Genomic DNA, 24232 nt, shown 5'->3' on the forward strand with positions numbered 1-24232 from the left:
AGGTGCACAACCGCGCATCTAACCCTCATGCTTATCGGAGGCTTGGTAGTGGCAGTCCGGATCCCTTCTGCACGTTCACCCTTTGGTGGAAAGTCCGGGGGCGATGGGCGATCGGATAATCGGCTCGCGCTGCTGGACCAAGCCTTCTACGAAGGCCATCGAGCGGTCGGACAGCAAGAAGTCATGCAGGTCGGGTGGGTGTATGAGCGTGCCATCGAGGTCGACCAGCTTCAGCGGTTTCACGACGAGCTTTCAAAAGGGTTGCTGGGGAGGCTGATCGAACGTTCGCCGCTACCGTTCGGTCGGCATCGCTGGGTCGCCGCCGCATTCTCGTCGGGTATCGACATCGATGATCGAACTCGTCCTCGCACCGAACTCGGTGATTGGTTCGACGAGTGCACACAACTTCCTGTCGACCCCGAATCCGGACCCGGCTGGCGAATCAACGTGGTTCCCGTTACCGATGGGTCCACCGCCGTCAGCCTGGTGCTGTCTCACTACGTAATCGACGGAATCGGTGCCGCCGTCGCGGTAACCGAAGCGATCTGGGGCAGGTCGCGCCAACTCGGTTATCCCCCGCAGGGATCGCGCACACGACTCCAGGCGTTGATCCAAGACGCCGGTGAGACGGCCCGAGAGACGCCTGCGGTTGCCCGTGCTCTCGTGGCGGCGGTGAGGGAGAACCGACGGCGCCGGGATGAGGAGAGCCGATCGTCGCCGTTGCGCGACGGCGCAGAGATGAAGTCCGGCACTGACGAACCTGTTATCGCGCCGAGCATCTGGATTCGGATCCGACAGGACGAGTGGAACGCGCGGGCGGAGGCGCTCGGCGGCACCCACAGCACGCTGGCCGCAGGATTCACCGCCTTGCTTGACCGGCAGATGGGACGGGAACATGGAGGTGTCGACGGCGTACCAGTGCTGCTCACCGTCAATGAGCGCACCACGGCCGACGATGCGCGCGCGATCGCAGTCTCCTTTGTGCGCGCCTATCTCGATCCGACGGCACTATCCGCGGATCTCCGCGACGCGCGCGCGGCGATAAAAGACGCGATGAAGGCTGCGCAAGACAGCCGGGACGGCACGGCGGACCTTGTTCCCCTGACGCCGTTCACGCCGGTGCGGGCCTGGCGCCAGCTCGCTGACTATGCGCGCACAGATCCTGAGCAGCCGGCGGTCTGTTCGAATCTTGGGGATACCGGTCCTGCGGCGATCCGGCTCGACGGGACACTCTGCGATGCTGCCTTCGCACGAGGTGCAAGCCAACACTTTACGCGGCGCTGGCTCGAACGGATCGGCAGCCAGGCCCACGTCTACTACGGCACAGCAACAGAGATGAACTTGGTGACCATGTACATCTGTGCTTTCCGGCACGGATGGGTGGAAACGAAAGCGGAACTACGCGAGCTCGTTGCGCAAGTGCTGGTCGAGTTCGGGCTATCCGGCGAAATCGAATAGCGCTCCCTACTCGGCGATTTGGGCGTCTTCCCTTTCTGTGCCTTCATCGAGGACTTGCTGGATCTGGCGCGCGTGGGCTACCTGCTGCGCTGTGTAACGGATGAGCAGGGCTGTTGCGCCGAGTAGAACGGCCGCCCCACCCAACCACAGCACCCCGTAGGTGTAACCGTGCGCCAGCGCGTCGAGTTGCACGGCATTCATCTCGACTGCAGGGCCGGTGATACCACCCAGCTGAATCGTCCGAAGCGTGATAACGGCCTGGATGGCTACCAGCACAACAGGGCCGCCGACACTCTGAAGCATCACGATGATCGCTGCAATCGGTCCTACGCGGTCGGGACCGACACTGGCGATCAACGACAAACCCAACGGGACGTTGATGATGCCGATGCCAAGAGCGCCAATAACTATGGGTACAACCAGGTCTGGGAAGTACGGCATCGCGCTGTCGGACGTCAAACCGACGAACACCATCGCGAAAAGCACGAGCGAGCATCCGGCCATCACGATGATCCGCGGCGGAAGCGAAATCACCAACCGCGAGGAAAAGCCCGTCCCCAAAGCCATGGCGATTGCTATCGGTATGAACCCGACTCCCGCCTGCGCGGGGCTGTAACCCATGAGGTTCTGCACGTAAAAGGCAACGAGCACCGTCAATGTGAAACTCACGCCAGTGGTGAGGAATACCGCGACGAAACAGGCCAGTCGGTCGCGATCACGAAACAGACTGAACGGCACGATGGGGTTCTCAGCGCTGCGCTCCACGAAGACAAAGGCCACTACGGTGACCAACGCGGAAAGTCCGAGAATGAGTGTGGTCGGCGATTGCCATCCCTTTTCCGGGCCCGTCGACAGACTGAACACTGCCGCGGTGACCGCCAGCGTGGCCAACACCGCTCCCGCAGTGTCGAGCTTGAGCCGCTCTTTTTGGGACTCGTTGAGAATGCTGCGGGCCACGCAAATCACCAAGAGTCCGATGGGGACATTGATCAGAAACGCCAACCGCCAAGACACTTCGGTGAGCACCCCGCCCATGACCAATCCCAACACCGCTCCCAAACTGGCCAAGGCGCCGAACACTGCCATTGCAGCGTTACGCGCCGGTCCTTTCGGGAAAGTCGTAGCCAGCAAGGCCGTACACGTCGGAGTGACGACCGCCGCGGCGACACCGTGGAGCAGGCGGGCCACCACCAGCGATTCCCCGTTCCACGCGATACCGCACAGGGCGGAGGCGAAGGTGAACAGGGCCACGCCGGCGATAAAGACGCGTTTACGGCCGAAGGCGTCACCGAGTCGGCCCCCGAGCAAGATCAGGCCGCCAAATGTCAGTAGGTAGGCGGTGATCACCCAGGCGCGCATCGCGTCCGACAGGCCGAGCTCATTCTGGATTCTGGGAAGTGCGAAAACCGCCACGGGCCCGTCCATCGCTGCCACCAGCTGCACGCCGCCGATCGCCGCGATCGGTCCCAGGAACTCGCGAGATCGAAACAATGAGGGGAAGTTCTTCCTCGTCGCATTCGACGCGGTCGGTCTGGCCGCCATCGGTAGTGCCCCGCTCTGCGTTGAAAACGTCCTGCTGTAGCGGACGACTGTAGCAGTACGACGGTGGCGAGTCGGGCAGAAATATGACGCTTATGCATATTTACAGTTCAGGCGCGTTTTGGCTTGCTCTGTTGTTCACAGCAAGTAGATAGGCTTCATTGCCATAGAGTTCGCCTGGCTGTCCCCGAAGGCGAGACGCCGCGTCGGCCCTGACGCCGACACGCCCGGCTGATGGACGTGCGACACGCTCGAGCATTCGAGCGACTTGCGCGCAAACTCGCAGGTGACAGGAATCTCCCCCATCGTGCGACAGACTCAGCAGGTTCTCGTGCGCGGGCATGGCGCGCAGCGAAATCGCACCCGGCATGCGAAACGCCTGAGGGTTTGCGAAAACCTTCCTACGGCGCCCACTCCCATGATTTACTCTGGCGTCAATGACGGGTGCGCGCTCTCTGGGATTGTTGCCGTGCGCGGCACGCTCAGACTCTCGCTGTAGTTCGAGAGGCCGCGGTCGCTGCCTGCGGCATGTGTGTCCGACCGCCTGGTAACGCGCCAGGTGTGGAAGCCGCTGGAAAGGTGGAAGGTGGGTCCGGTGGTCGACGGCAGCTTGCCCGGTTTAGAGCCAGCGCCGTCAGATAACGAAACGTCGGATCGCCGGCGGGCCGACTACCACCCGGCTGCTCCGACAGCGCAGAGCGCGCCTCGCAGGCGGAGCCGCAGGCCCGCCGCTGCGCTGTTCAGGCTCCTGCGAAAGCTGTGGATTCCGTTGGTGATTCTGATTGTGGTGGGTGCAGGCGGGTTCACGGTGTCGCGACTTCACGGGATCTTCGGCTCCGACTATTCCGTCCCGTATGGCGATACCGCGGACGACGAGGGCGCACCCGTCAACCCGAAATACCTGAGGTACGAGATCTTCGGCCCGCCCGGAACCGTCGCGCAGATCAGCTTCTTCAACGAGAACGGAGACCCTCAATTCCTCGAGGCGGTACCGCTTCCCTGGTCGCTGGAATTCCCCATCTCAGGTGCGGCTGGTATTGGAAGCATTGCGGCGCAGGGCGACAGCGACACTCTCGGCTGCCGAATCCTCGTCGACGGTGTGGTCAAAGACGAGAAGATCGCTGAGCATGAGGCGAGTACCTTCACGTCCTGCATGTTGAAGGCCGCATGAGCAACCACCAGCTGGTCAACTCTCGGCCGTTGATCGCCAGGACGATCTATCGCTTTGCACCTCTCGTCATCCTTGCGTGGCTGGTGATCATCGTCGCTCTGAGCGTTGCCGTTCCGTCTTTGGAGCAGGTCGAACGGGAGCGTTCGGTGTCGCTGAACCCTATCGGTGCACCGTCGTTGGTGGCATCCGACCGGATGGCCGACGCGTTCGAATCGCCGGAGACCGGCGGCACAGTGATGATCGTGCTGGAGGGCCAGGAACCGCTCGCCGATGTGGCGCACCAGTACTACGACGAACTGCTTCGCAAACTGCGTGACGACAAAGAGCATGTCCAGCACATTCAGGATTTCTGGGGCGACCCTTTGACCAGAGGCGCCGCGCAGAGCGCCGATGGCAAGGCTGCCTATGTGCAGGTGGGTATCGTCGGTAACAGTCCTGGCACCGAAAGTCCCGACCAGTCCGTCGCGAACGACTCGGTCGCCGCGGTGCGACAGATCGTCGCGGAGACTCCCACTCCCCCAGGCGTTCAGGCGTTCGTCACCGGCCCCTCGGCGCTCGTCGCGGACGTCGGTAAGAGTGGTAACGAGACGGTCATCCTCGTCACGCTGGTGAGTGTCGGTGTGATCCTGGTGATGCTGCTGTTCGTCTATCGATCTATCGTGACCGTGATCCTGCTTCTGCTGGTTGTTGGTATCCAGTTGCAGGCAGCCCGCGGAATCGTCGCGCTGCTGGGCGATCACGGGATGCTCGGGCTGACCACCTTCGGGGTCAATCTGCTTGTCGCACTGTGTATCGCCGCAGGGACCGACTACGGAATCTTTTTCATCGGCCGCTACCAGGAGGCGCGTCAGGCGGGTGAAGACAAGGAAGCGGCCTTTTTCACGACCTATCGTGGCGTCGCGAAAGTGGTCCTGGCGTCCGGGCTGACCATCGCCGGAGCGCTCTACTGCCTGAGCTTCACCAGACTTCCCTTCTTCCACGCTCTTGCGCTGCCGACCGCCGTCGGAATCCTGACCGCTGTCGCAGTCGCGCTCACGCTGTACCCGGCCGTCCTCGCACTCGGCGGCCGCTTCGGTCTGTTCGACCCCAAGAGGAGCCTGCAGGTCCGTGGATGGCGGCGCATGGGCACCGCGATCGTGCGCTGGCCGGCGCCGATTCTGATTGCCACGCTGGCGGTTACGCTGCTCGGGCTGCTGGCACTGCCGGGCTTCAAGCCGAGCTACAACGACCAGGATTACCTGCCGCAGACCATCCCCGCTATGGAGGGAAAAGCCGCGGCAGAGCGGCATTTTCCCGAGTCCGCAACGATGGCTCCCGAGATTCTGATGGTCGAGACCGACCGCGACCTACGAAATCCGTCCGACTTTCTGATCCTCAACAAGTTGGCCAAGGCGATTCTGGCGGTGCCCGGGATCTCCAACGTGCAAGCGGTGACCCGCCCCGAGGGGGCGCCGCTGCGCGGCGCGACTATTCCTTACATGCTCAGCATGCAGCAGGCCGGACAGCAGCAGTTCATGCAGTTCCAGAACACGCGCATGGAAGACCTTCTCCAGCAGGCGAACATGCTCACGGAGATGATCTCGATCATGCAGCGCATGTACGGCCTGATGCAGCAGATGGTTAACACCACGCACGAGATGGTGGCTACCACGCGCGAAATGCAGGAAACCACCGCGGAATTGCGCGACAATATCGCGAACTTCGAGGACTTCTTCCGCCCGATCCGCAATTACCTCTATTGGGAACCGCACTGCTACAACATCCCGCTGTGCTGGTCTGTCCGAAGCGTCTTCGACGTGCTCGACGGGGTGGACCAGGTCAGCGAGAAGCTCGACCGACTGGTGCTGAACCTCGATCAACTCGACATCCTGATGCCACAGATCATCGCCCAGTTCCCCGAGATGATCGCGATCATGCAGAGCATGCGGACCATGATGCTGACGATGCACAGCACCATGGAGGGTGTCTTCGGCCAGATGAACACCTCCAACGACAATCCAACTGCCATGGGCAAGGCGTTCGACTCCGCCCAGAACGACGATTCGTTCTTCATCCCGCCGGACGTCTTCAACAACGAAGATTTCAAACGCGTGATGGATATCTTCATCTCACCGGACGGCAGATCAACCCGCCTCCTGATCCTCCAGAAGGGCGATCCTGCGTCCTCCGAGGGTATTTCGCGGGTCGAAGCGATCAAGAGTGCCGCGGAGGAGGCGCTCAAAGGGACGCCACTGGAGGGCTCCGACATCTACCTCACGGGCACCGCGGCGATCACCCAGGACATGGTCATCGGTTCCGAGTACGACCTGATGATCGCCGTGGTGGCCACCATCTGTCTCATCTTCATCGTCATGCTGATCATGACGAGAAGTCTTGTGGCAGCGATCGTCATCGTCGGGACCGTCCTGGTGTCACTGGGTGCGGCCTTCGGTGTGTCGGTGTTCGTCTGGCAGTACGTCGTCGGCGTCCAGATCCACTGGGCCGTGTTGGTCATGACAGTGATCACGCTGTTGGCCGTGGGGTCCGACTACAACCTGCTGCTGGTCGCGCGGATCAAGGATGAGCTGGACGCCGGCATCAACACCGCGATCATCCGTGCCATGGGTGGCACCGGCAAGGTGGTGACAACAGCCGGCCTGGTGTTCGCCGCCACGATGGGGTCGATGGTGGTAAGTGACCTTGTCAGTATCGGTCAGATGGGCACCACGATCGGCATGGGTCTGCTGTTCGACACGCTGATCGTGCGCGCCTTCATGACACCGTCGATCGCCGCACTCCTCGGACGGTGGTTCTGGTGGCCGCAGAAGGTGCGTCCTCGCCCTGCCAGCGCCCTGCTCCGGCCCACGGGACCACGTCCGCTGGTTCGCGCCTTATTGCAGAGCCCGCCGCAGTAGTGGCCAACCATCAGCTGCGTAACCAGCGGCCGCTGATCGCTCGGTCGATCCGCGCGCTTGCCCCCGCGATCATCCTGGGCTGGGCGGCATTGACTTTGATGCTCACGTTCGCGGTGCCATCGCTGGAGCAGGTCGGACGAGAGCAGTCCGTGCCGATGAGTCCCAAGGACGCTCCGTCGGTGCAGGCGATGTCCCACATGGGTCAGATCTTCGGCGAATCCAGTTCGGACAGCACGGCGATGATCGTGCTGGAAGGCCGGGAGCCTCTGGGCGAGGACGCCCAGCAGTATTACGAGGGGTTGGTCCAGCAGCTGCGCAACGAGCCGCAGCACGTCGAGCACGTGCAGGACCTGTGGGGCGATCGGCTCACCGCGGCGGGTGCGCAGAGCCCCGACGGCATGGCCGTCTACGTGCAACTGAATCTGGTCGGGGACCAGGGCTCATCCGAGGGGCTCAAGTCCGTCGAGGCGGTCCGCAGCATCGTCGACCACAATCCCCCACCGCCGGGCCTCGACGTGTACGTCACCGGCGCGGCGCCGCTGCTCGCCGACATGCAGCACAGCGGCGAGAGTTCCATCCTGAAGATGACGCTGATCGGCGCCGTGATCATCTTCGTGGTGTTGATGATCGTCTACCGCTCGGTCATCACCGTGGTCCTGCTGCTCGTGACCGTCGGCATCGAGCTGTTCGCCGCCCGCGGCGTGGTCGCGTTCCTCGGTCACAACGACTTCTTCCTGCTGTCGACCTTCGCCATCAATATGCTGGTGGCATTGGCGATGGCGGCCGGAACCGACTACGGCATCTTCTTTTTCGGGCGATATCAGGAGGCGCGCCAGGCCGGTGAGAACCGAGAGATGGCGTTCTACACCACCTATCGCAGCGTCGCGCCCGTCGTCCTGGGTTCCGGTCTGACGATCGCCGGGGCATTGATGTGCCTGAGTTTCGCCCGCATGTCAATCTTCCAAACCGTCGGAATACCCTGTGCCATCGGCATGCTCGTTGCGGTGGTCGTCGCGCTCACGCTGGTGCCGGCAATGATTGCCACCGGGGGCCGATTCGGGCTGTTCGACCCCGCTCGCGTCATCGGGATGCGGCGATGGCGTCGGGTCGGCACGGCGATCGTCCGCTGGCCCGGGCCCATTCTCATTGCGACACTGGCGATCACGCTGGTCGGCCTCATCGCGCTTCCTGGCTACCAGACGAGCTATGACGACCGGCGCTACATCCCCGACGACGTTCCCGCCAACATGGGGTACGCGGCGGCCGACCGACACTTTTCCCAGGCGCGGATGATGCCGGACATCCTGATCATCGAATCCGATCGCGACATGCGCAATCCTGGTGACTTCATCGTCCTGCACAAACTCGCGAAAGCTATCTTCGCGGTCCCCGGAGTATCTCGTGTCCAAGGGATCACCCGCCCAGAGGGAACACCGATCGAGCGGACGTCGATCCCGTTCCTGATCAGCATGCAGAATGCCGGTCAGCAACAAATGATGAGGCACATGCAAGGCCGTATCGACGATATGGGTGCACAGGCCGACATAATGACCCGGCAGATCGAGTTGACGAAACGGATGTACGACATCCAGGCCAAGATCACCGATGTGACGCTCAACTCGGTCGCCATCACCAAAGAAGTGACCGTCGTGATGGACGACATGCGCGACAACGTCGCCAATTTCGATGACTTCTTCAGGCCCATCCGCAATTACCTCTACTGGGAACCGCACTGCTACAACATCCCGGTCTGTTTCGCGGTGCGGAACATCTTCGACGCACTGGACGGCATCGATCAACTCGCCGAGAAAATCCATAAGCTCGAAGGAAATCTAGACGATCTGGCGGCTGTGCTCCCGGAGCTGCTTGCGCAGTTGCCGCGGACGATCGCGATCATGGAGTCGATGCGCAACATGATGCTGACGATGCACGCCACCATGGACGGCACGTTCAGCATCATGGACGAGATGGGGCAGGACGCGACCGCGATGGGGCAGGCGTTCGACGCGGCCAGAAATGACGACACCTTCTATCTGCCGCCGGAAGTGTTCGCCAATCCGGACTTTCAGCGTGCGATGAGTTCCTTCCTGTCCCCCGATGGCAAGGCCGCCCGATTCATCATCTCCCACAAGAGCGACCCCGGTTCGGCCGAAGGCATCGCAAGTATCGATCAGATCAGGGCGGCGGCCGAGGAGTCGATCAAGAACACACCACTGCGCGGCGCGCAGATCTACATGGCCGGTACGGCATCGACGTTCAAGGACTTTCAGGAAGGCGCCAAGTACGACTTGTTGATCGCCGCGGTGAGTGCGCTCTGCCTGATCTTCCTGATCATGCTCCTCATCACCCGCGGTTTCATCGCCTCGCTGGTGATCGTGGGAACGGTGGCGCTGTCGCTGGGCGCGTCGTTCGGGTTGTCGGTGCTGATCTGGCAGTACATCTTCGGCATCGACCTGCACTGGATGGTGCTGCCGATGGCGGTGATCGTGTTGCTCGGCGTGGGCTCCGACTACAACCTCCTGCTGGTGTCCCGCATGAAGGAAGAGCTCGGCGCAGGCATCAACACCGGCATCATCCGGGCGATGGGCGGTACCGGCAAGGTCGTGACGAATGCCGGTTTGGTGTTCGCATTCACCATGGCCGCAATGGTTTTCAGTGATCTTCAGGTCATCGGTCAGGTCGGCACCACCATCGGCATCGGACTCCTTTTCGACACCTTGGTCGTGCGCGCCTTCCTGACGCCGTCGATCGCCGCGCTTCTCGGACGCTGGTTCTGGTGGCCGCTGATCGTGCGACCCCGTCCGGCGCCGCGGCTGTTCCAGGCCAGTCCCCCCCGCCCGCCGGTCCGGCCGACTCTGCCGAGCGCGGAGGTGCGCGAGGTCCCGCTGGATGACCGCGATGACGCGGTCACCGTTCCTTTCGCGAGGCCGTACGTCTGACGACGGCGGGACCGCTATGTGAACAGCAGCAGAGCAGCGGTGATGAGCATGACGACGGCGGTGCCCCCGTGGATGCCCAGGGCGATTAATCTGGCGCCGCCGTTGCTGAGCACGATGACGGCATCGGCAATCGGAATGATGGTGGCGGCCAGGATGAGCCAGCCCAGCAGTTGATGGGCACCCGCGGCGATCAGGATGAACAGGAACAGTCCCGAAGCGATGTCGCGAATGCCTTTGACGCTCAGATAGGCGCCGGTGGACGGTTGACTGAGGTCCGGCTGGACGCCGTAGCCGGCAGCGGCGACGCGTGGTGCGAGAAGGAATCGCGCACCGACGACAACGATGGCCGCGCCGATCAGTCCGGCGAGGATGGTGCCGATGGTTGTGGCGGACATATGAATTACTCCCGGTAGTCGCGGTTCGGGTCGAACCGCTAGCAACGCTAACCCTTCGGAGGTGCGTCTGCAATAGCAGCGCTAGCATTTCTAGCTGTGATACTTTCGGGCATGGCCTTCGACGATCGTCGCGAACGTGAGCGGGCAGCGCGTCGGAAGCTGATCATCGCGACGGCGCGCCGTGTCGCCGAAGCCGAGGGCTGGGACGCCGTGACCACCAGGCGCCTGTCCGCCGAGATCGAGTACAGCCAGCCGGTTCTGTACAAGCACTTCAGCGGGATGGAACAAATCACGGACGCCATCGCTGTCGAGGCGTTCGGCGAGCTCGCCGAGGCAATCCGTCGAGCGCGCGCTGGCTCCGGTGGGGCCGCCGGCGCCCTGAGTCGAGTTGCCCGCGCCTATCTCACCTTTGCCACGGCGAACCCCGCGGTGTACGACGCGATGTTCACCCGTGTCACCTCGCTGCGCTTCGCGGACACCGATACTCCGCCACAGCTGGAATCCGCGTTCACCGAACTGCGCCTGGCGGTCGACCTCGTTGCCGGTGAACAGGATTCCGGCAGTCTCACCGAAGTGTTCTGGTCCGCGCTCCATGGCCTGGTCACCCTCGGACGTACCGGCCGGCTACGGCAGAGCCATGAGCGCGAGCGTGTCAAGCTGCTCGTGGCTCAGTTCGTCGGGAGCTAGCGGCTCAACCCCGCTTCACCCGCACACCCATCCCGTTCGTCGAGTAGATGCACAGGTCGTCGACCCAGAACGCGCCGTCGAACACGACCAGCACCCCGTCGTCTTCTCTTGTGACGGAGGTGATCTCGATTTCGGAGCGGGTTCGGGTGTTGGTCGGGATCACCTGGCCCCGGAACTTCCAGCTGAACTCCTGACCCACGGCGACGGACTCGAACTCGGATCCGTCATCGGCCAGCCCCGACAACAGCGTCGCTGCACGCGCCGCCTGCTGCATGGCCTCCAACCCCAGCGAACCGGGTTGCACCGGATCCTGGAAGAAGTGCGCCTTGAAGAACCAGGCTTCGGGGCGGACGTCGAATTCGGCCACCAATCGGCCGAGACCCTTCTCTCCCCCGCCGGGCCAGAAGTTCACCCGGTCGATCACCTGAAGCCGGCCCTGCGTGAGCCACGGTGTCCCGGTCAGTTCATCGGACCGGTAGGCCAGCGACACCGGCGCCGGTTCTGAAAGTGCCTCCAGCGCTCCAGGTTTGGTCTTCAAACCGACCTGGTTCTTGAGTGCCTCCGGGCTGAAGAACCCGAACGCCGTCTTCATCGTCATGACGATGTCGTCGCCCTGGGTGCAGATGACGTCGAAGAACACGATCGTCGAACCACCGCCTTCGGCGAAGCGTTCCAGCCGCGACGTGACTCGCAAGGTGCCCACTCGCGCGGGCTTGTGCAGGACGACCTCGCCACCGTCGAGATTGCGGAAGACCACATCGTCGGCGCGATTGGCGGCGAACCCGTTGTACGACGACAGCCAGCCGCATGGCTGCAGCAGGATCTCGATCAGCACCGACATCGGCACGGCCGACGAGTGCGCATCCTCGAAATACCATGCGTCCGCCGGGACGTCGTACTCCGCGACGACGACGCCGTCCTTGGTCGGAACTCCGGGCGGGCTGTCGACACTGATGATGCGCGACATGAAGTGGTACGGCTCGTCGGGCAGTCTCGGCGCCCGGCGGGTGCCGTCGAACGGTGCGTACAGTGCTCCGAACGCATCCGAGGGCATCCCGCGCCCGCACGCCAACAGCGCACCCTGGTCGCCGCGGACGTCCTTGGTGCCTTCCAGGATCCGCACCGGACCCGGAGCGCCCGGCGGCATCGGCCAATCGGGCACCAGCCGCATCCCGAACCGGCGGCAGTGGAACACCTTGAATCCGTCGCTGCTGCACAGCAGCGCGGCGATCACCATCGGCGTCGGCCCGTCGATGATCTCCTCGATGAAGACCTCGTAATCGAGCATGTGGTCGCGGTTCGGCGTGACCTGACCCCGGCACACGAAGCGTGCCACCTCGTCGGGTACCGGTTCGAACCGCCAGCCGTCGCGGTCGATGGTGAAGCCATAGGCGGCCATCGCGAACGACAGCGCCTGGGTGGCAGCGTCGGCCATCAGCGTCCCCGGCATGCAGGGATCGTTCTTGAAATGTCCGTCATAGAACCACGCGTCGGTGGGCACCGCCGCCGTGGCACGCAGATAACCGCGGCCCCACGGTCCGCCCTCGGGATCGAATTCTGCGACTTCGTCGAACAGCCGCAGCTTGCCGGACGGCAGCGTGGGAGTCCGCGAATGTGCCGCGGCCATCTCAAAGCCGACACCGAAGCATGAGAACGCATTTCCTTCGGTGAACGCTTCGACATCGCCGCGATCGAAGGAGCGCTTCTGCGATACCCGAGGCGGTTGATCGCGTCGGGACCCCGCGCGTGGCACGTCGTCGGCCGCGTCCCACAGCACCCCGTCGGAGTTGGCGAGTTCTTCGTCGGAGAAGAACCCGGCCTGACCGTTGCGCACCGAAATGGCCAGGCGATCACCGATGTAGCAGTCGTAGTGGAAGAAGAACAGCCGTGTCGCACCGGTTTTCGCGTGGCCGTCGATATGGATCTCGTAATGCAAGGTGTCGCCGGCCTGCGGCAGTCCGCCCATGAACGTCAGATCGCAACCGAGTAGACGGTAGACCCGCTCGCTGCGATTGGTGAAGTCGGCACCCAACCATGATGCGAGCAGCAGGTCAGCCTGCCCGGACTCGATCACCACGCCGGGCGACATCCGCCCGTTGTGCATGTACCACGCGTCGGGGTCGACGTCTGTTTCGGTGACGATCGTCCCTGTGCCCATCGTGGCGGGCTCGCCCTCGATGCTCATGACGCGATCGGCCAGCAGCAGCGGCGGTTCCGGCATCCGCACCAGCCGCTCGTACTGATCCAACTCCGCGAACACGGGGCCGAGAACCTCGGAGATATTCCCGCCGGCAAGGGTTTCGAGCTGAGCGCGGGTCCACAACGGCTGGCTCGGCTTCGGCTTTAGGACAGGCGCAGGCGCGGGCGCGACAGGCGGCGGCGGGGCAGCCGGTGGGGCAGGCTTCGCGACGGGTGCCGGCGGCACGGCAACCGGTTGCGGTCGCTCGATCACCGGAGGCGCCATGGTGGCGCTCGCAACCGGCGCAGGTGGTGCGACGGGTGCGGACGCCCGTCCACCGGCTGCCAACCGGAACAGTTCGCCGCGTGACTGCAGGAACGACGCGTGCGCCTGCGCCTGCCGCTCGACGAACGTCGTATGCGTCTCGCCGACGGCCGCGATGAGACTCACTGCGGCACTGGTCTTGTCGCTGACAGCCGCGGTTGCCGCCTCTCTGACGACGACCGGCATCGGTTGGGCGGCGACGCGGCTCACCTCGGTGTGGGTGGCCACGCTTTCGGTGAGGACCAGCGGTGCCGGATACGACGGCGCCGGCGGCATGTGCTGAAGATCGCTGAGGTCGGCTTCTGGCATCGGAGAGCTCCCATTTACTGACACGATGTCGGGCACTGACACGATGTCCGGCCGGTGTGCGGCCATCGTCAGCTTCCGAGCACCGGTCGACGACGGCGGGACGTGGTGTGCGCGCAGCTGCTGCATGCGCGCATCGAAAGCGTCGGTGCGGACCGGTAACCCGTGCACCCACATCTTGGACACGCTCTCGGCGAGCGCGCGGAGCCCTCGCCGTTCCTGGGAGTCGAGCGCCACCACGAAATGCGGTCGCTCACCGAGGATCTTCGGGATCGCCCCGGTCAGGATGGCGCGGGGGCCGTGCTCGACGAAGACACGGACACCGTCCTCCCACGCCTGCAACACCGTCGCGGGAAAGTCGATCGGCTCGAGAGCCTGCGTGGTGATCGCCTCGGCGGCCGCTTCCCTCGTCGGCGTGTAGGCGCGGTTGACGGCGTTGCTGTAGAACCGCACGTCCGGCACTTCGTAGGTCTCGCGAGTGTGGATGCTGCGCCACACGTCGGCGAAGGGCGCCATGGCGCTGCAGTGGATCACCATGTCCAGACCGAGTGGCATCGCACGGGCACCGTCGATGGCATCGATCACGCGCCGGCATGCCGCGGGATCACCACCGATCACGCAGTCGTCGGGCGCCTGCACGATGGTCATATAGGCGCGAGGTTCGGCGGCCAGCGCCGCCTCGACCGCTGCTCTGGGTGCCGTGACACGCCAGCACTCCCATGGTGCCCGCTGATCGGCCATGCCCCAGTCGGCGGCGGCCACCCGGCAGGCACCGGTCAGTTCGTCGCCGTACATGCCCGATGCCTCGATCTCGTCGAGCATCGGTTCGAGATCGCGCCACACGCCGAAAGCCATGAGCGCATTGGTTTCTCCGGACGACAGACCGATCGCGGCCGCGGGTGTGAGGCCCAGAACGGTGCGTGAGAACTCCGCCTGCGCCTGGCAGACCAGCGCGCAGCCGGTCAGCTGGGTACGCGGATCCAGCGTGGTGATACCGGCACCGTAGAGGGCGCGCGCCAGATCGCCGACCCCGGAAAACCGTGCGGCGAGGGCGTCGCCGAGTTCCGGCCAGGCCAGCAACAGATCGCGTCCGGCACCCGGATATGCCGCTGCGGCACCGGTGAACATGAAGGCGAGCTCGCCGGTGACCGGGGCGTCGCTGAACGACACACCGATTCCCGCGGGCGTCTCGCCGCGAGTGAGGCGGTCCACGGTCGCGCGACGGAGACCGTCCAGCGTGGCCTCGGAATCACTCACCAAAGCGCAACGCACGGACCCGGTTCCGCCCGTCTCACCGCGCGTCATCCTGCTCAGCAGATCTGCTCTGCTGTCCCCCGCATAGCGTTCCGTGACGGGAACGACGCCGAGGGCCAGCGGTGCGACCGACCCGCCGGCCACCGAGAGCGTCACGCCGTCGGTGCGACCCGACATCGACTCCAGCGCCACCACCGCGGTGGTCGCGCCCGGTGCCGGCTGCGCCCCATTCTGATCGACCCGGGCCCGAGCGCCCAGCGCCGCAGCCTGTGCGGCGACTTCGGTCGCGGCGCTCGCCGCATGGGTACGGCCGAACCGTGCCGCAGCGGCGAGTCCGACGGCGGATCCGAAACCATCGGCGGTGTCGATCTGCGCGATGATGTCGTCACCGGCGGCTTCGGCGTCCGCGCGGCGTTTGAGAACGAATGCCACAGCCGAATCACCCTGCGGCACTGTGTTGTCCGCGGCGACGGCGTCCGCTGCGTGCGCGTGGGCGGGTTCGCAGCACATGTCGACGGCACCGGCGACGACGGTGTCGAGCTCTCCCCGCCGGAGCGCGCGGATGGCGATCTGCAGCGCAGCGATGCCGGACAGTTCCTCGCTGGACACGGTGAACCCGAACCCACGGAAGTCGCGTTGAGCGTGGATGCGGTTGGCAGGGATGTTCGGCATCGCCCCGACCGCTCCGTCGGCGGTCAGGCGTGGCGCGGCCTCCTCGTTGGCGGCCAGCCATGCTTCGTCGTCGGTGTGCTGCACCCGCAACCGGTGGCGGGCGGTCGTGGCATCGCATCCCATGCCGACGACGACCCCGGTGCGGTCCGGGTCGGTACTCACGTCTCCCAGCGCCTGGGCCGCGGCCGCCAGCATCGCCGTCTGCTGGCCGAGGCTGGACTTGAGCTCGCTCGGCGGAAAGCCCAAACCCGCGAAGTCGAGTTCGACCGTATTCAACGGTGTGGGCGACGCGGGTGGACCCAGCGCACGCCGACGGAACGCGCCGATGTCGGGAGCGTCGCCGGTCACCGCGCCCATCCCGCAGATGACGATGTCGCCGGCGGGTCGCGGTCGTGGCGACACCGAACGGGTTGGTCCGCAGTAGTTCTCGACGATCAGGTGTGCGTTGTTCCCGCCGAAACCGAAGTTGCTGACCGCGGCGCGCTTCGTGGCTCCGGTCCACGGTGTGACTGAGGTCGACAGCGTGAACGGTGTCTGCCCGAGCGCCTCGGTCGGCTTGTCGCACAGCGTCGGCGGAATCACCGATGCGTGCATCGCGGACAGCACGTTGATCAGGCTGGCCGCACCGGACACGGTGATCGTGTGGCCGAGATTGCCCTTGAGCGCACCGAGCTTCAGCGGGACGTCGCCATAGGCGGTAGCGAGGCTTTCCAGCTCTGTCGCATCGCCGAGTGTGGTGCCCGTCGCGTGGCAGTCGACGAAATCGATGTCCGAGGGGCCCACGCCGGCCTGTTCCAGGGCCGCCGCCATCGCTCGCGCCTGACCCGACACTGCGGGAGCCAGCAGCCCGCTCTGACGACCGTCGTTGGAGAGCCCGACGCCGGTGATCACCCCGAGGATCCGATCGCCGGACCGCTCGGCATCCTCAAGGCGTTTCAGCGCAACCATCGCGGCGCCCGTCGAGGGCACCAGACCGTCGGCGTCGGCGTGGAACGGTCGCGACCGGCCCGACGGGCTCAGTGCTTGCAGCGCAGTGAATCCGAGATGCAGGAACAGGTCGTCGGCGCCGTTGACGCCGCCGGCGAGCATCACGTCCGCGTCGCCGTCCGCCAGCACGTCGCAGGCGAGTTTGATCGCGTACAGGGAAGACGCACAGGCCGCGTCGAGGGCAAAGGCGGGTCCGGCGATCTGCATCGCGTCGGCGACCAGGTGTACCGGCAACCCCGACGAGAAGCGGTTGCGCGGGTCGACCTCGCCGGATGCACCATTCGTCCAGACGCTTTCGACGAACGCTGTGCCCAGTGTCGACGGGTAGGACAGGTTGCCCACGATGATGCCGGTCCGAGGCGGCGCGACCGGCGTGGCCAGCGCCAACCGCGCACACCGTGCAAGCCAGTGGACGATCGGATCGAGCCGCTCGAAATCCTCGATACCCAAGGAGTTCTGCGCGTCGGCGAACGACGCGTCGATGTAGCCGCCCATGGTCGAGGCCACCCGTAACCCGGGTTTGTCGCTGGCTTTCAGCAAGGCCGGGTCGACGCCGCGCCAGTGATCACGCGGAGTGGCAGACAACAGTGAGCGTCCGTCCAGGGTGGCTTCGAAGAGCGACTCGGGGCTGGTCGCGCCCGGCAGGACGCAGCTGCGCCCGACGATCGCGACGGGGTCGAACCCACTCACGCCGACGTATCTCCCCCGCTGCCGGCGACATAGAACTCGACGCCCGAGAGTTCGGCGACCAGGCTGCCGTCCGGGGTCTCCAGCGCGATGTCGAAATCGACGCGCTTGTCATTGACGGGGTGCGCGGCCACGCGGCAGCGCACCGCGCCGGAATCGCCGAACGGGCGGTGCAGCGCCACGCGACCGATGCGCACAGGGAGCACCAGCGGATGGCCGTGGGCACTGGCCCAGACGATGCCCAGCTGCAGTCCGCCGTCGATACTGGCGGCGTCGATCGCCCAGTCCTCGCCCGGCCAGCCGAGTGCGGCCTGACCTTTGAGACGTGCTGTGCCACCGGCGGACCCGAACGCATCGAGATGATCGATCACGGCGAACCGCGGACCGTGGAACAGCGGCCCGGTGTACGCGTCGTCGACGCTCAACGGCCAGGCCGACCCGGAGATCTCGGGGACCGAGACACTCGGTGCTGCATCGGTTTCCGCGTCCAGCAGGGCGCGGTACCGGGCTCGGCCTTCGCAGTCGTGGACGGTCACCGTGTACGACTGCCCTGTCGGTTCGAACTCGACGGTGAGAGCCTGCTGTTCGCAGGCTGCGAAGGTGACTCCCGAGAGCACCTGGAAGTCGCGGACCACGACGTTCGCTTCGGCGACGAGTCCCCGTGCCGCTCGCAACATGGCGTCGAGCACGATCACGACGGGCATCACCACCCTGCCGCGAACCTGGTGGTCTTCGAGCACCGGGAGATTCTCGGCCGACACGTCCCAGTCGAGTCGTGTCGCACGATGCCGGGCCTCGGCGGGTGCCGCGACCACGACCGCCGTCGCCGGGGACCGACCGAGAGCATGCTCGGCAAAGAACTGTGCCCCTTCGTCGATCGGGATCAGGCCGACCCCGGCGTCGAGGAATCGGCTCCGCAGTGTCGCGTCCACCATGCCGCCGTCCCACGGCCCCCAGCCGAATGCCCGAACCACGCACGCGTCGCCGCGGCGTGCCGACTCACGCGCCGCGATCGCTTCCAGCGCCGCGTTGGCCGCGGCATACGCGGACTGGCCGGGATTGCCCGCGCGAGCCGCGATCGACGAGAACAATGAGATGAACCGCAGATCGTCGGCCGACGTCGCCGCGAGGAGTGCCTCGGCACCAACCAGTTTCGTGCTGAACACCTTGACGAACTGGTCGTCCTCGAGATCCTCCAGCCGCTTGTCAGCGAGAACGCCGGCGCCGTGGACGACCCCGACGATCGGACCCAGGTGCCTGCGCACCTCGTCGAGGACACCGTGCAGCGCAGGTGTGTCGGTGATGCTGGCCGCGAAGTACCGGGCCGGGGTGCCCTGCCGTTCGGCGGTCGCCAGCGTGGCGCGAACTTCCCTCTCCGCCATCAGGTTCTCGGCGTGAAAGCGGGCCTGCGGCAGGCTCAACTGTTCGCCGCGGGCACGTGCTGCGGCCGCCAGTGCCGTCGCGATCTCGGTGACGGTGGTACCGGTCGGTTCGTCGGTGGACATCTCCCGCAGCGGGGTGCGACCGAGCAGCGCGAGGGCGAGACCGTGGCGTTTGGCAAGGGCCAGCGCCGAGGACGCGGTCACTCCGCGCGCACCACCGGTGACCACGACGACACCGCCGGGGACGACGGCGATCGTGTCGGCCGGGGGTGTCGATTCGACATCGCCGACCACGACCAGGCGGGTGCCGTCGGCACGCAACGTGACCTCGACACCACTTCCGCCGTCGAGCAGCTCGGCCGTCAACCGTTCCGCGTCAAGGGTTTCCATGACGACCGAGCGGACCGAGGCATTGGGCCACTCCCACGTTGCGGTCTTCACCAGGCTCGCCACGCCGACCGGCACGCGCGAGTCGGTCGACTCGACGGTCACGAACAGCCGCGACCGCGATTCGCTCTTCGCGACGCTGCGCGCAGCGTGGAAGGCCCGCACGTGGACGTCCACACAATCGTGAGGCGAATCAGCCTGTGCCAGTGCAGCCAGGCAGATCACCGCACCCGCGTCGTCGGGGACGTCGTCGACGGACCTGGCCTTGACACCCCGCACGGTCAGCGCGCGTTCCAACGCGTCCGCGAACGCGGGATCCTCACGGGTGATGAACACCTCGCCGTCGCGCAGGCCCGCCATCGCGAACCCGCTCGGCGGTACGGGACGAACATCGGCTTCCGTGCACGACAGGCCACCCGCCGGTGTGGTCGACGGCGATCCGGCGAGCGCTCCCCCGGCGTCTCCAGCGGATGACGGAGCCGGTGGGGTGGCGAAGCCGGCGACGGTGTCGACGACGTCTTGCAGCGTGCGCAGGTTGGACAGTTCTGATGCCGGGATTTCGGGTGCGCCGGGGAATTTGGCTTGTAGGGCTGCCAGGATTTCGACTTGTTTGATGGAGTCGATGCCGAGTTCGGCTTCCATTTCCATATCCAGGCCCAGCATGTCGGCGGGATAGCCGGTCTTTTCCGAGACGATGGCGAGCACGACCTGATCAGCGGGCACCGCGGATGCCGACTGTGCGGCTGCCGGTGCCGGCGCCGACGCAGTGGTGAAGCCGGCGACGGTGTCGACGACGTCTTGGAGCGTGCGCAGGTTAGAGAGTTCTGATGCGGGAATCTCCGGTGCACCGGGGAATTTGGCTTGGAGCGCGGCGAGGATTTCGACCTGTTTGATGGAGTCGATGCCGAGTTCGGCTTCCATTTCCATGTCGAGTCCGAGCATGTCGGCGGGGTAGCCGGTCTTCTCTGACACGATCGCCAACACGACCTGATCGGCAGGTACCGCGGGTGCCGACGGTGCTGCAGGCGCTGGTGTCGACGGGGTGCTGAATCCGGCGACGGTGTTGACGACGTCTTGGAGGGTGCGCAGGTTGGACAGTTCGGATGCGGGGATCTCCGGTGCACCGGGGAATTTGGCTTGTAGGGCGGCCAGGATTTCGACCTGTTTGATGGAGTCGATGCCGAGTTCGGCTTCCATTTCCATGTCCAGGCCCAGCATGTCGGCGGGATAGCCGGTCTTTTCCGAGACGATGACGAGCACGACCTGATCAGCGGGCACCGCGGATGCCGACTGTGCGGCTGCCGGTGCCGGCGCCGACGCAGTGGTGAAGCCGGCGACGGTGTCGACGACGTCTTGGAGGGTGCGCAGACTGGAGAGCTCTGATGCGGGAATCTCCGGTGCGCCAGGGAATTTGGCTTGCAGGGCGGCCAGGATCTCGACCTGTTTGATGGAGTCGATGCCCAGTTCGGCTTCCATTTCCATGTCCAGGCCCAGCATGTCGGCGGGATAGCCGGTCTTCTCCGACACGATCGCCAACACGACATCACCCGCAGGCAACGGCGCCGGACCGGTGACGGGCGCAGGCACCGGAATCGGTGTGGCGACGGCAACCGGTTCTGGCGCCGACTGCGGCGGCGGCGCAGGCATACTCACCACCGGCACAACGGCAGCGGGCACCGACGTCAGCACGGGGACTGCCCCGTTGCGTGCCGGCACCACACCGTTGTGCGCCGGGTGATGCACCGGCGCGACGGCACGTTCGCCGACGATCTCGGCCATCATGTGGGTCGACATCTCCAGGAACGACTGGTGGCTCTGGGTCACCACGTCCAGGTAGCGCTGATGCTGTTCCGCGGTCTCACGCTGGATACGGTCGATGACACTCCATGCATCCACGGACAGGTCTGCCAACGGCGCCTGGACCACCGGAGCAGGCACGTGAACCTCCGGTGCTGGGGCAGGCGCTTGCGCTGCGGCCAGGTGAACCGCAGGCGCAGGAGCATGCTGACGAACCGGGGCTTCCGTGGGCTGGATGACCGTGGTCAATTGCAAACCTTCCGAAGCAGGGGGCGGCGTGTCCGGCGCCTTCGCACGGACACGCTTCGGGGCGATCGTCACGTTCCCGTCCACGGGCGGGTAGGGCTTGCCGAAGTTCGCCCCTCCCACCATGACGGCGTGCGTCGGAGCAGGGACGTGGGCTTCCGGCTCGTCGTAGTTGTCATAGAGCGCAGCAAGATTCAGTGCCACGCCATCGGCGGCCAGGTGCGCAAGACCGCGATGCCAACCGCGCAGCCCGCCCGACTTGGGATCATCGAGCGCCACAGCGACATGCGGCGTCTGGTCCAGGATCTGCGGGACGAGTTTCGTCAGCACCCGACCTGGCCCGACCTCGATGAAGCGGGTCACCCCGTCGCGCGCCATCGCCTCGATCATCTCGCGGAACCGAACGGACTGGCGGACCTGATCCCCGAGTTGATCGGCCACACCGTCGCCGTACGGCTCTGCCGTGGCGTTCGCGTAGACCGGGAAGTCAGGGGTCCCCAGGCTCAGAGTCTTCAGATAGTCGGTCAGCGGGGCCGAGCTCGAGGCCACGATCGCCGAATGGAATGCCGAGGCCACGGGGAGCCGCACCGACGTGAAACCCGCAGCCTTCGCGGCAGTCTGGGCCCAGGTGATCTCGGAGACATGTCCGGCAAGCACCACCTGATTGGGAGCGTTGTCGTTCGCGATGACCAGCGTTCCCTCCGACGGGGGTCGCGTGTCGAGAAGAGCCCGCACGTCGTCGGCGCCTGCGGTGATCGCGAGCATCGCACCGTCCTGGCCGTGCCCCGCCTGCGCCATCAACACGCCGCGGGTCCGCGCCGTCTCGACGAGCCGATCGGTCGGCAGGACACCTGCCGCGGCGAGGGCGGTGACCTCTCCGAAGCTGTGGCCCGCGGCGGCGTCAGCCGTCACCCCCAACACGTCGAGCAGTGCGAGTTGCGCGAGACTGGTCGCCGCGATCGCCGGCTGGGCGTTCTGCATCGCGGTCAGTTCGGCCTTCTGACCGTCGACGGAGGGCGCATCGAATGCGGGCTCCGGGAACACGATTCGGTGCAGATCGGCGAGGTCGCCGGTGAGTCCGTCCCACGCGGCGAGCGCGCCGGGGAAGGCCAGCGCGAGGTCGGCGCCCATGCCGATGTACTGGCTGCCCTGGCCGGGAAACAGGAATGCGGTTTTTCCGTCGCGGGCAGGCCCGAACCCGACGACGATGTTGGGGTCCTTGATCTTCGATACGGTGCCGTCGGCGAGCGCTGTGCGAAGCGTGTCGGCCAGCGCTTCGAGCGACGCGGCGTCGGTGGCCACCAGGCCTGCGCGAGCCGGCTGCGACGCGTCGAATTCACGCGCGGATTCGAACGCGATGCGGGCGAGGCCCTCGCCGCCCCGCACCGCGGCGATGACGTCGGCGGCCCGCTGTTGCAACGCGGCCTCTGACGACGCGCTGAGCACCACGAGTTCGGTGGGCAGCGTCCGCAGCCGCTTGGCGCGCTGGCGGCCGCGGTACTCCTCGAGCGTCACATGGAAGTTGCTGCCGCCGAATCCGAACGAGCTGACCCCGGCGCGCCGCGGCTGATCGCCTGTGCGCACCCATGGGCGGGTCTGCGCGTTGACGTAGAACGGCGTCTCCTCCAGACCCAGGGCCGGGTTCGGCCGGTCCACCTTCATCGTGCCGGGAAGTGTCGAATGCTGAAGAGCAAGAACAGCTTTGATGAGTCCGGCGGCACCCGCGGCGGCCTTGGTGTGGCCGATCTGGGACTTCACCGAGCCGAGTGCGATGCGTGCCGAGTCGTCGGTGAACACCGACTTGAGCCCGGCGAACTCGGCGACGTCGCCCGCCTTGGTGGCGGTTCCGTGCGCCTCGACGAGTTCGACTGTGCCAGGTGCGTATCCGGCGTGTTCGTAGGCGCGGCGCAGAGCTTTCGCCTGCCCTTCGGACCGCGGAGCGTAGACGCTCGACGCGCGCCCGTCCGAGGACGAGCCGAGGCCCCGGATGACCGCGTGGATCGGGTCTCCGTCACGCTCGGCGTCGTCGAGACGTTTGAGGGCGAGCATGCCGACGCCCTCACCGATGATGGTGCCGTCGGCCGCATCCGAGAACGGCCTGCAATCACCGCTCTGCGAGAACGCCGGCGTCTTGGAGAAGCACATGTACATCATGACGTCGTTGAGCGCGTCGACCCCGCCCGTCAGCACCAGGTCGGACTCCCGCAGATACAACCGGTGCAGCGCGGTCTGAAGTGCCGACAGCGAACTCGCACACGCCGCGTCGACGACGAAATTGCTGCCGCCGAGATCGAGGCGGTTGGCGACGCGCCCGGCGACGACGTTGCCGAGCAGGCCGGGGAAGGTGCTTTCCTGCCAGCCCGGGTAGTGGTCGGCGATGTCACTGCAGATCTCGTCGGCCTCGTCCTCGGACAATCCGTTTTCCAGCATCGCCTTTCGCCAGATGGGGCGCTGCATCCGCGACCCCATCTGCACGACGAGCTCGGTCGTCGACGCGACGCCGAGCACCACGTCCACGCGGTCGAGGTCGACTTCCACCCCCGCGCGCATCGCCTCGTCGAGCACCTTCCTGGCGGCGATGAGCGCCAGGATCTGCGCGGAGTCGGTGGCGGGCAGGGCGTTCGGCGGCAGGCCGAACCGCATGGGATCGAAGAGCACCGGGTCGATGAAACCACCGCGTTTGCAGTAGGTCCGGTCCGGAGTCTTGGGATCGGGGTCGTAATAGTCCTCGATCAGCCAGTGTGACGGCGGCACCTCGCTGATGGCGTCTCGTCCACCGGTGATGGTCCGCCAATACCCTTCGAGCCCAGGCTCCCCCGGGTAAATGGCGGTGATACCGACAACCGCGACAGGGGTGACCTGAGTATTGCCGGGGCGCTGCATCTCTTGGCTCATTGCACCTTTATCTATCCGGGACGACGGGGACGA

The 24232-nt window shown here is 65.6% G+C and carries 9 protein-coding genes; 5 read left to right on the forward strand and 4 right to left on the reverse strand.

Annotation, left to right across the window (positions count from 1 at the left end):
• Window positions 1-48 precede the first annotated feature (48 nt).
• Entirely contained in the window at window positions 49-1458 is a 1410-nt protein-coding gene (locus P9A17_RS19465; protein ID WP_278040335.1) for a hypothetical protein, read from the forward strand.
• Between the two features lie 6 nt (window positions 1459-1464).
• Here the strand turns inward: P9A17_RS19465 and P9A17_RS19470 are convergent, their stop codons facing one another.
• On the reverse strand, window positions 1465-3000 hold the full coding sequence (locus P9A17_RS19470) for an MFS transporter (protein ID WP_278040336.1): 1536 nt from the start codon (window positions 2998-3000) through the stop codon (window positions 1465-1467).
• A gap of 769 nt (window positions 3001-3769) precedes the next feature.
• On the opposite strand from P9A17_RS19470, the gene P9A17_RS19475 reads away from it, so the two are divergent.
• Genes P9A17_RS19475 through P9A17_RS19485 form a run of 3 tightly spaced genes read left to right on the forward strand, consistent with a single transcriptional unit; the run spans window position 3770 to window position 10001 of the window.
• Complete coding sequence (locus P9A17_RS19475; protein WP_278040337.1) at window positions 3770-4168, forward strand: MmpS family transport accessory protein; 399 nt, start codon at window positions 3770-3772, stop codon at window positions 4166-4168.
• On the forward strand, window positions 4165-7062 hold the full coding sequence (locus P9A17_RS19480; RefSeq protein WP_278040338.1) for an RND family transporter: 2898 nt from the start codon (window positions 4165-4167) through the stop codon (window positions 7060-7062). The genes P9A17_RS19475 and P9A17_RS19480 overlap by 4 nt, the downstream gene beginning before the upstream one ends.
• Window positions 7062-10001: an RND family transporter gene (locus tag P9A17_RS19485; protein WP_278040339.1), complete on the forward strand. Its 2940-nt coding sequence runs from the start codon at window positions 7062-7064 to the stop codon at window positions 9999-10001. The genes P9A17_RS19480 and P9A17_RS19485 overlap by 1 nt, the downstream gene beginning before the upstream one ends.
• A 14-nt stretch (window positions 10002-10015) precedes the next feature.
• Here the strand turns inward: P9A17_RS19485 and P9A17_RS19490 are convergent, their stop codons facing one another.
• A complete protein-coding gene (locus tag P9A17_RS19490; RefSeq protein WP_278040340.1) occupies window positions 10016-10396 on the reverse strand; it encodes a DUF4267 domain-containing protein in 381 nt (126 codons plus the stop codon).
• A gap of 111 nt (window positions 10397-10507) precedes the next feature.
• On the opposite strand from P9A17_RS19490, the gene P9A17_RS19495 reads away from it, so the two are divergent.
• Window positions 10508-11083 (forward strand): TetR/AcrR family transcriptional regulator, encoded by a 576-nt coding sequence (locus P9A17_RS19495; RefSeq protein ID WP_278040341.1) that lies wholly within the window; start codon window positions 10508-10510, stop codon window positions 11081-11083.
• Window positions 11084-11087: 4 nt separating this feature from the next.
• Here P9A17_RS19495 and P9A17_RS19500 read toward each other — a convergent pair whose 3' ends face one another.
• Together P9A17_RS19500 and P9A17_RS19505 are read right to left on the reverse strand one after the other, a co-directional pair.
• Window positions 11088-17495, reverse strand: coding sequence for a beta-ketoacyl synthase N-terminal-like domain-containing protein (locus P9A17_RS19500; RefSeq protein ID WP_278040342.1), 6408 nt, complete (start codon window positions 17493-17495; stop codon window positions 11088-11090).
• The gene (locus P9A17_RS19505; protein WP_278040343.1) at window positions 17492-24199 is read right to left on the reverse strand and encodes a type I polyketide synthase; all 6708 of its coding nucleotides are present in this window, start codon (window positions 24197-24199) and stop codon (window positions 17492-17494) included. Before P9A17_RS19505 ends, P9A17_RS19500 begins: the two co-directional genes overlap by 4 nt.
• Window positions 24200-24232 lie beyond the last annotated feature (33 nt).

Origin of the sequence: Mycobacterium sp. 236(2023), assembly GCF_029623955.1 — a bacterium.
Lineage (GTDB): Bacteria > Actinomycetota > Actinomycetes > Mycobacteriales > Mycobacteriaceae > Mycobacterium.

What these genes read in the sequence shown, in the direction of transcription:
- P9A17_RS19470 (WP_278040336.1), bottom strand. Translation starts at nt 3,000, where the DNA reads ATGGCGGCCAGACCGACCGCGTCGAATGCGACGAGGAAGAACTTCCCC.
- P9A17_RS19480 (WP_278040338.1), top strand. Translation starts at nt 4,165, where the DNA reads ATGAGCAACCACCAGCTGGTCAACTCTCGGCCGTTGATCGCCAGGACG.
- P9A17_RS19490 (WP_278040340.1), bottom strand. Translation starts at nt 10,396, where the DNA reads ATGTCCGCCACAACCATCGGCACCATCCTCGCCGGACTGATCGGCGCG.
- P9A17_RS19495 (WP_278040341.1), top strand. Translation starts at nt 10,508, where the DNA reads ATGGCCTTCGACGATCGTCGCGAACGTGAGCGGGCAGCGCGTCGGAAG.
- P9A17_RS19505 (WP_278040343.1), bottom strand. Translation starts at nt 24,199, where the DNA reads ATGAGCCAAGAGATGCAGCGCCCCGGCAATACTCAGGTCACCCCTGTC.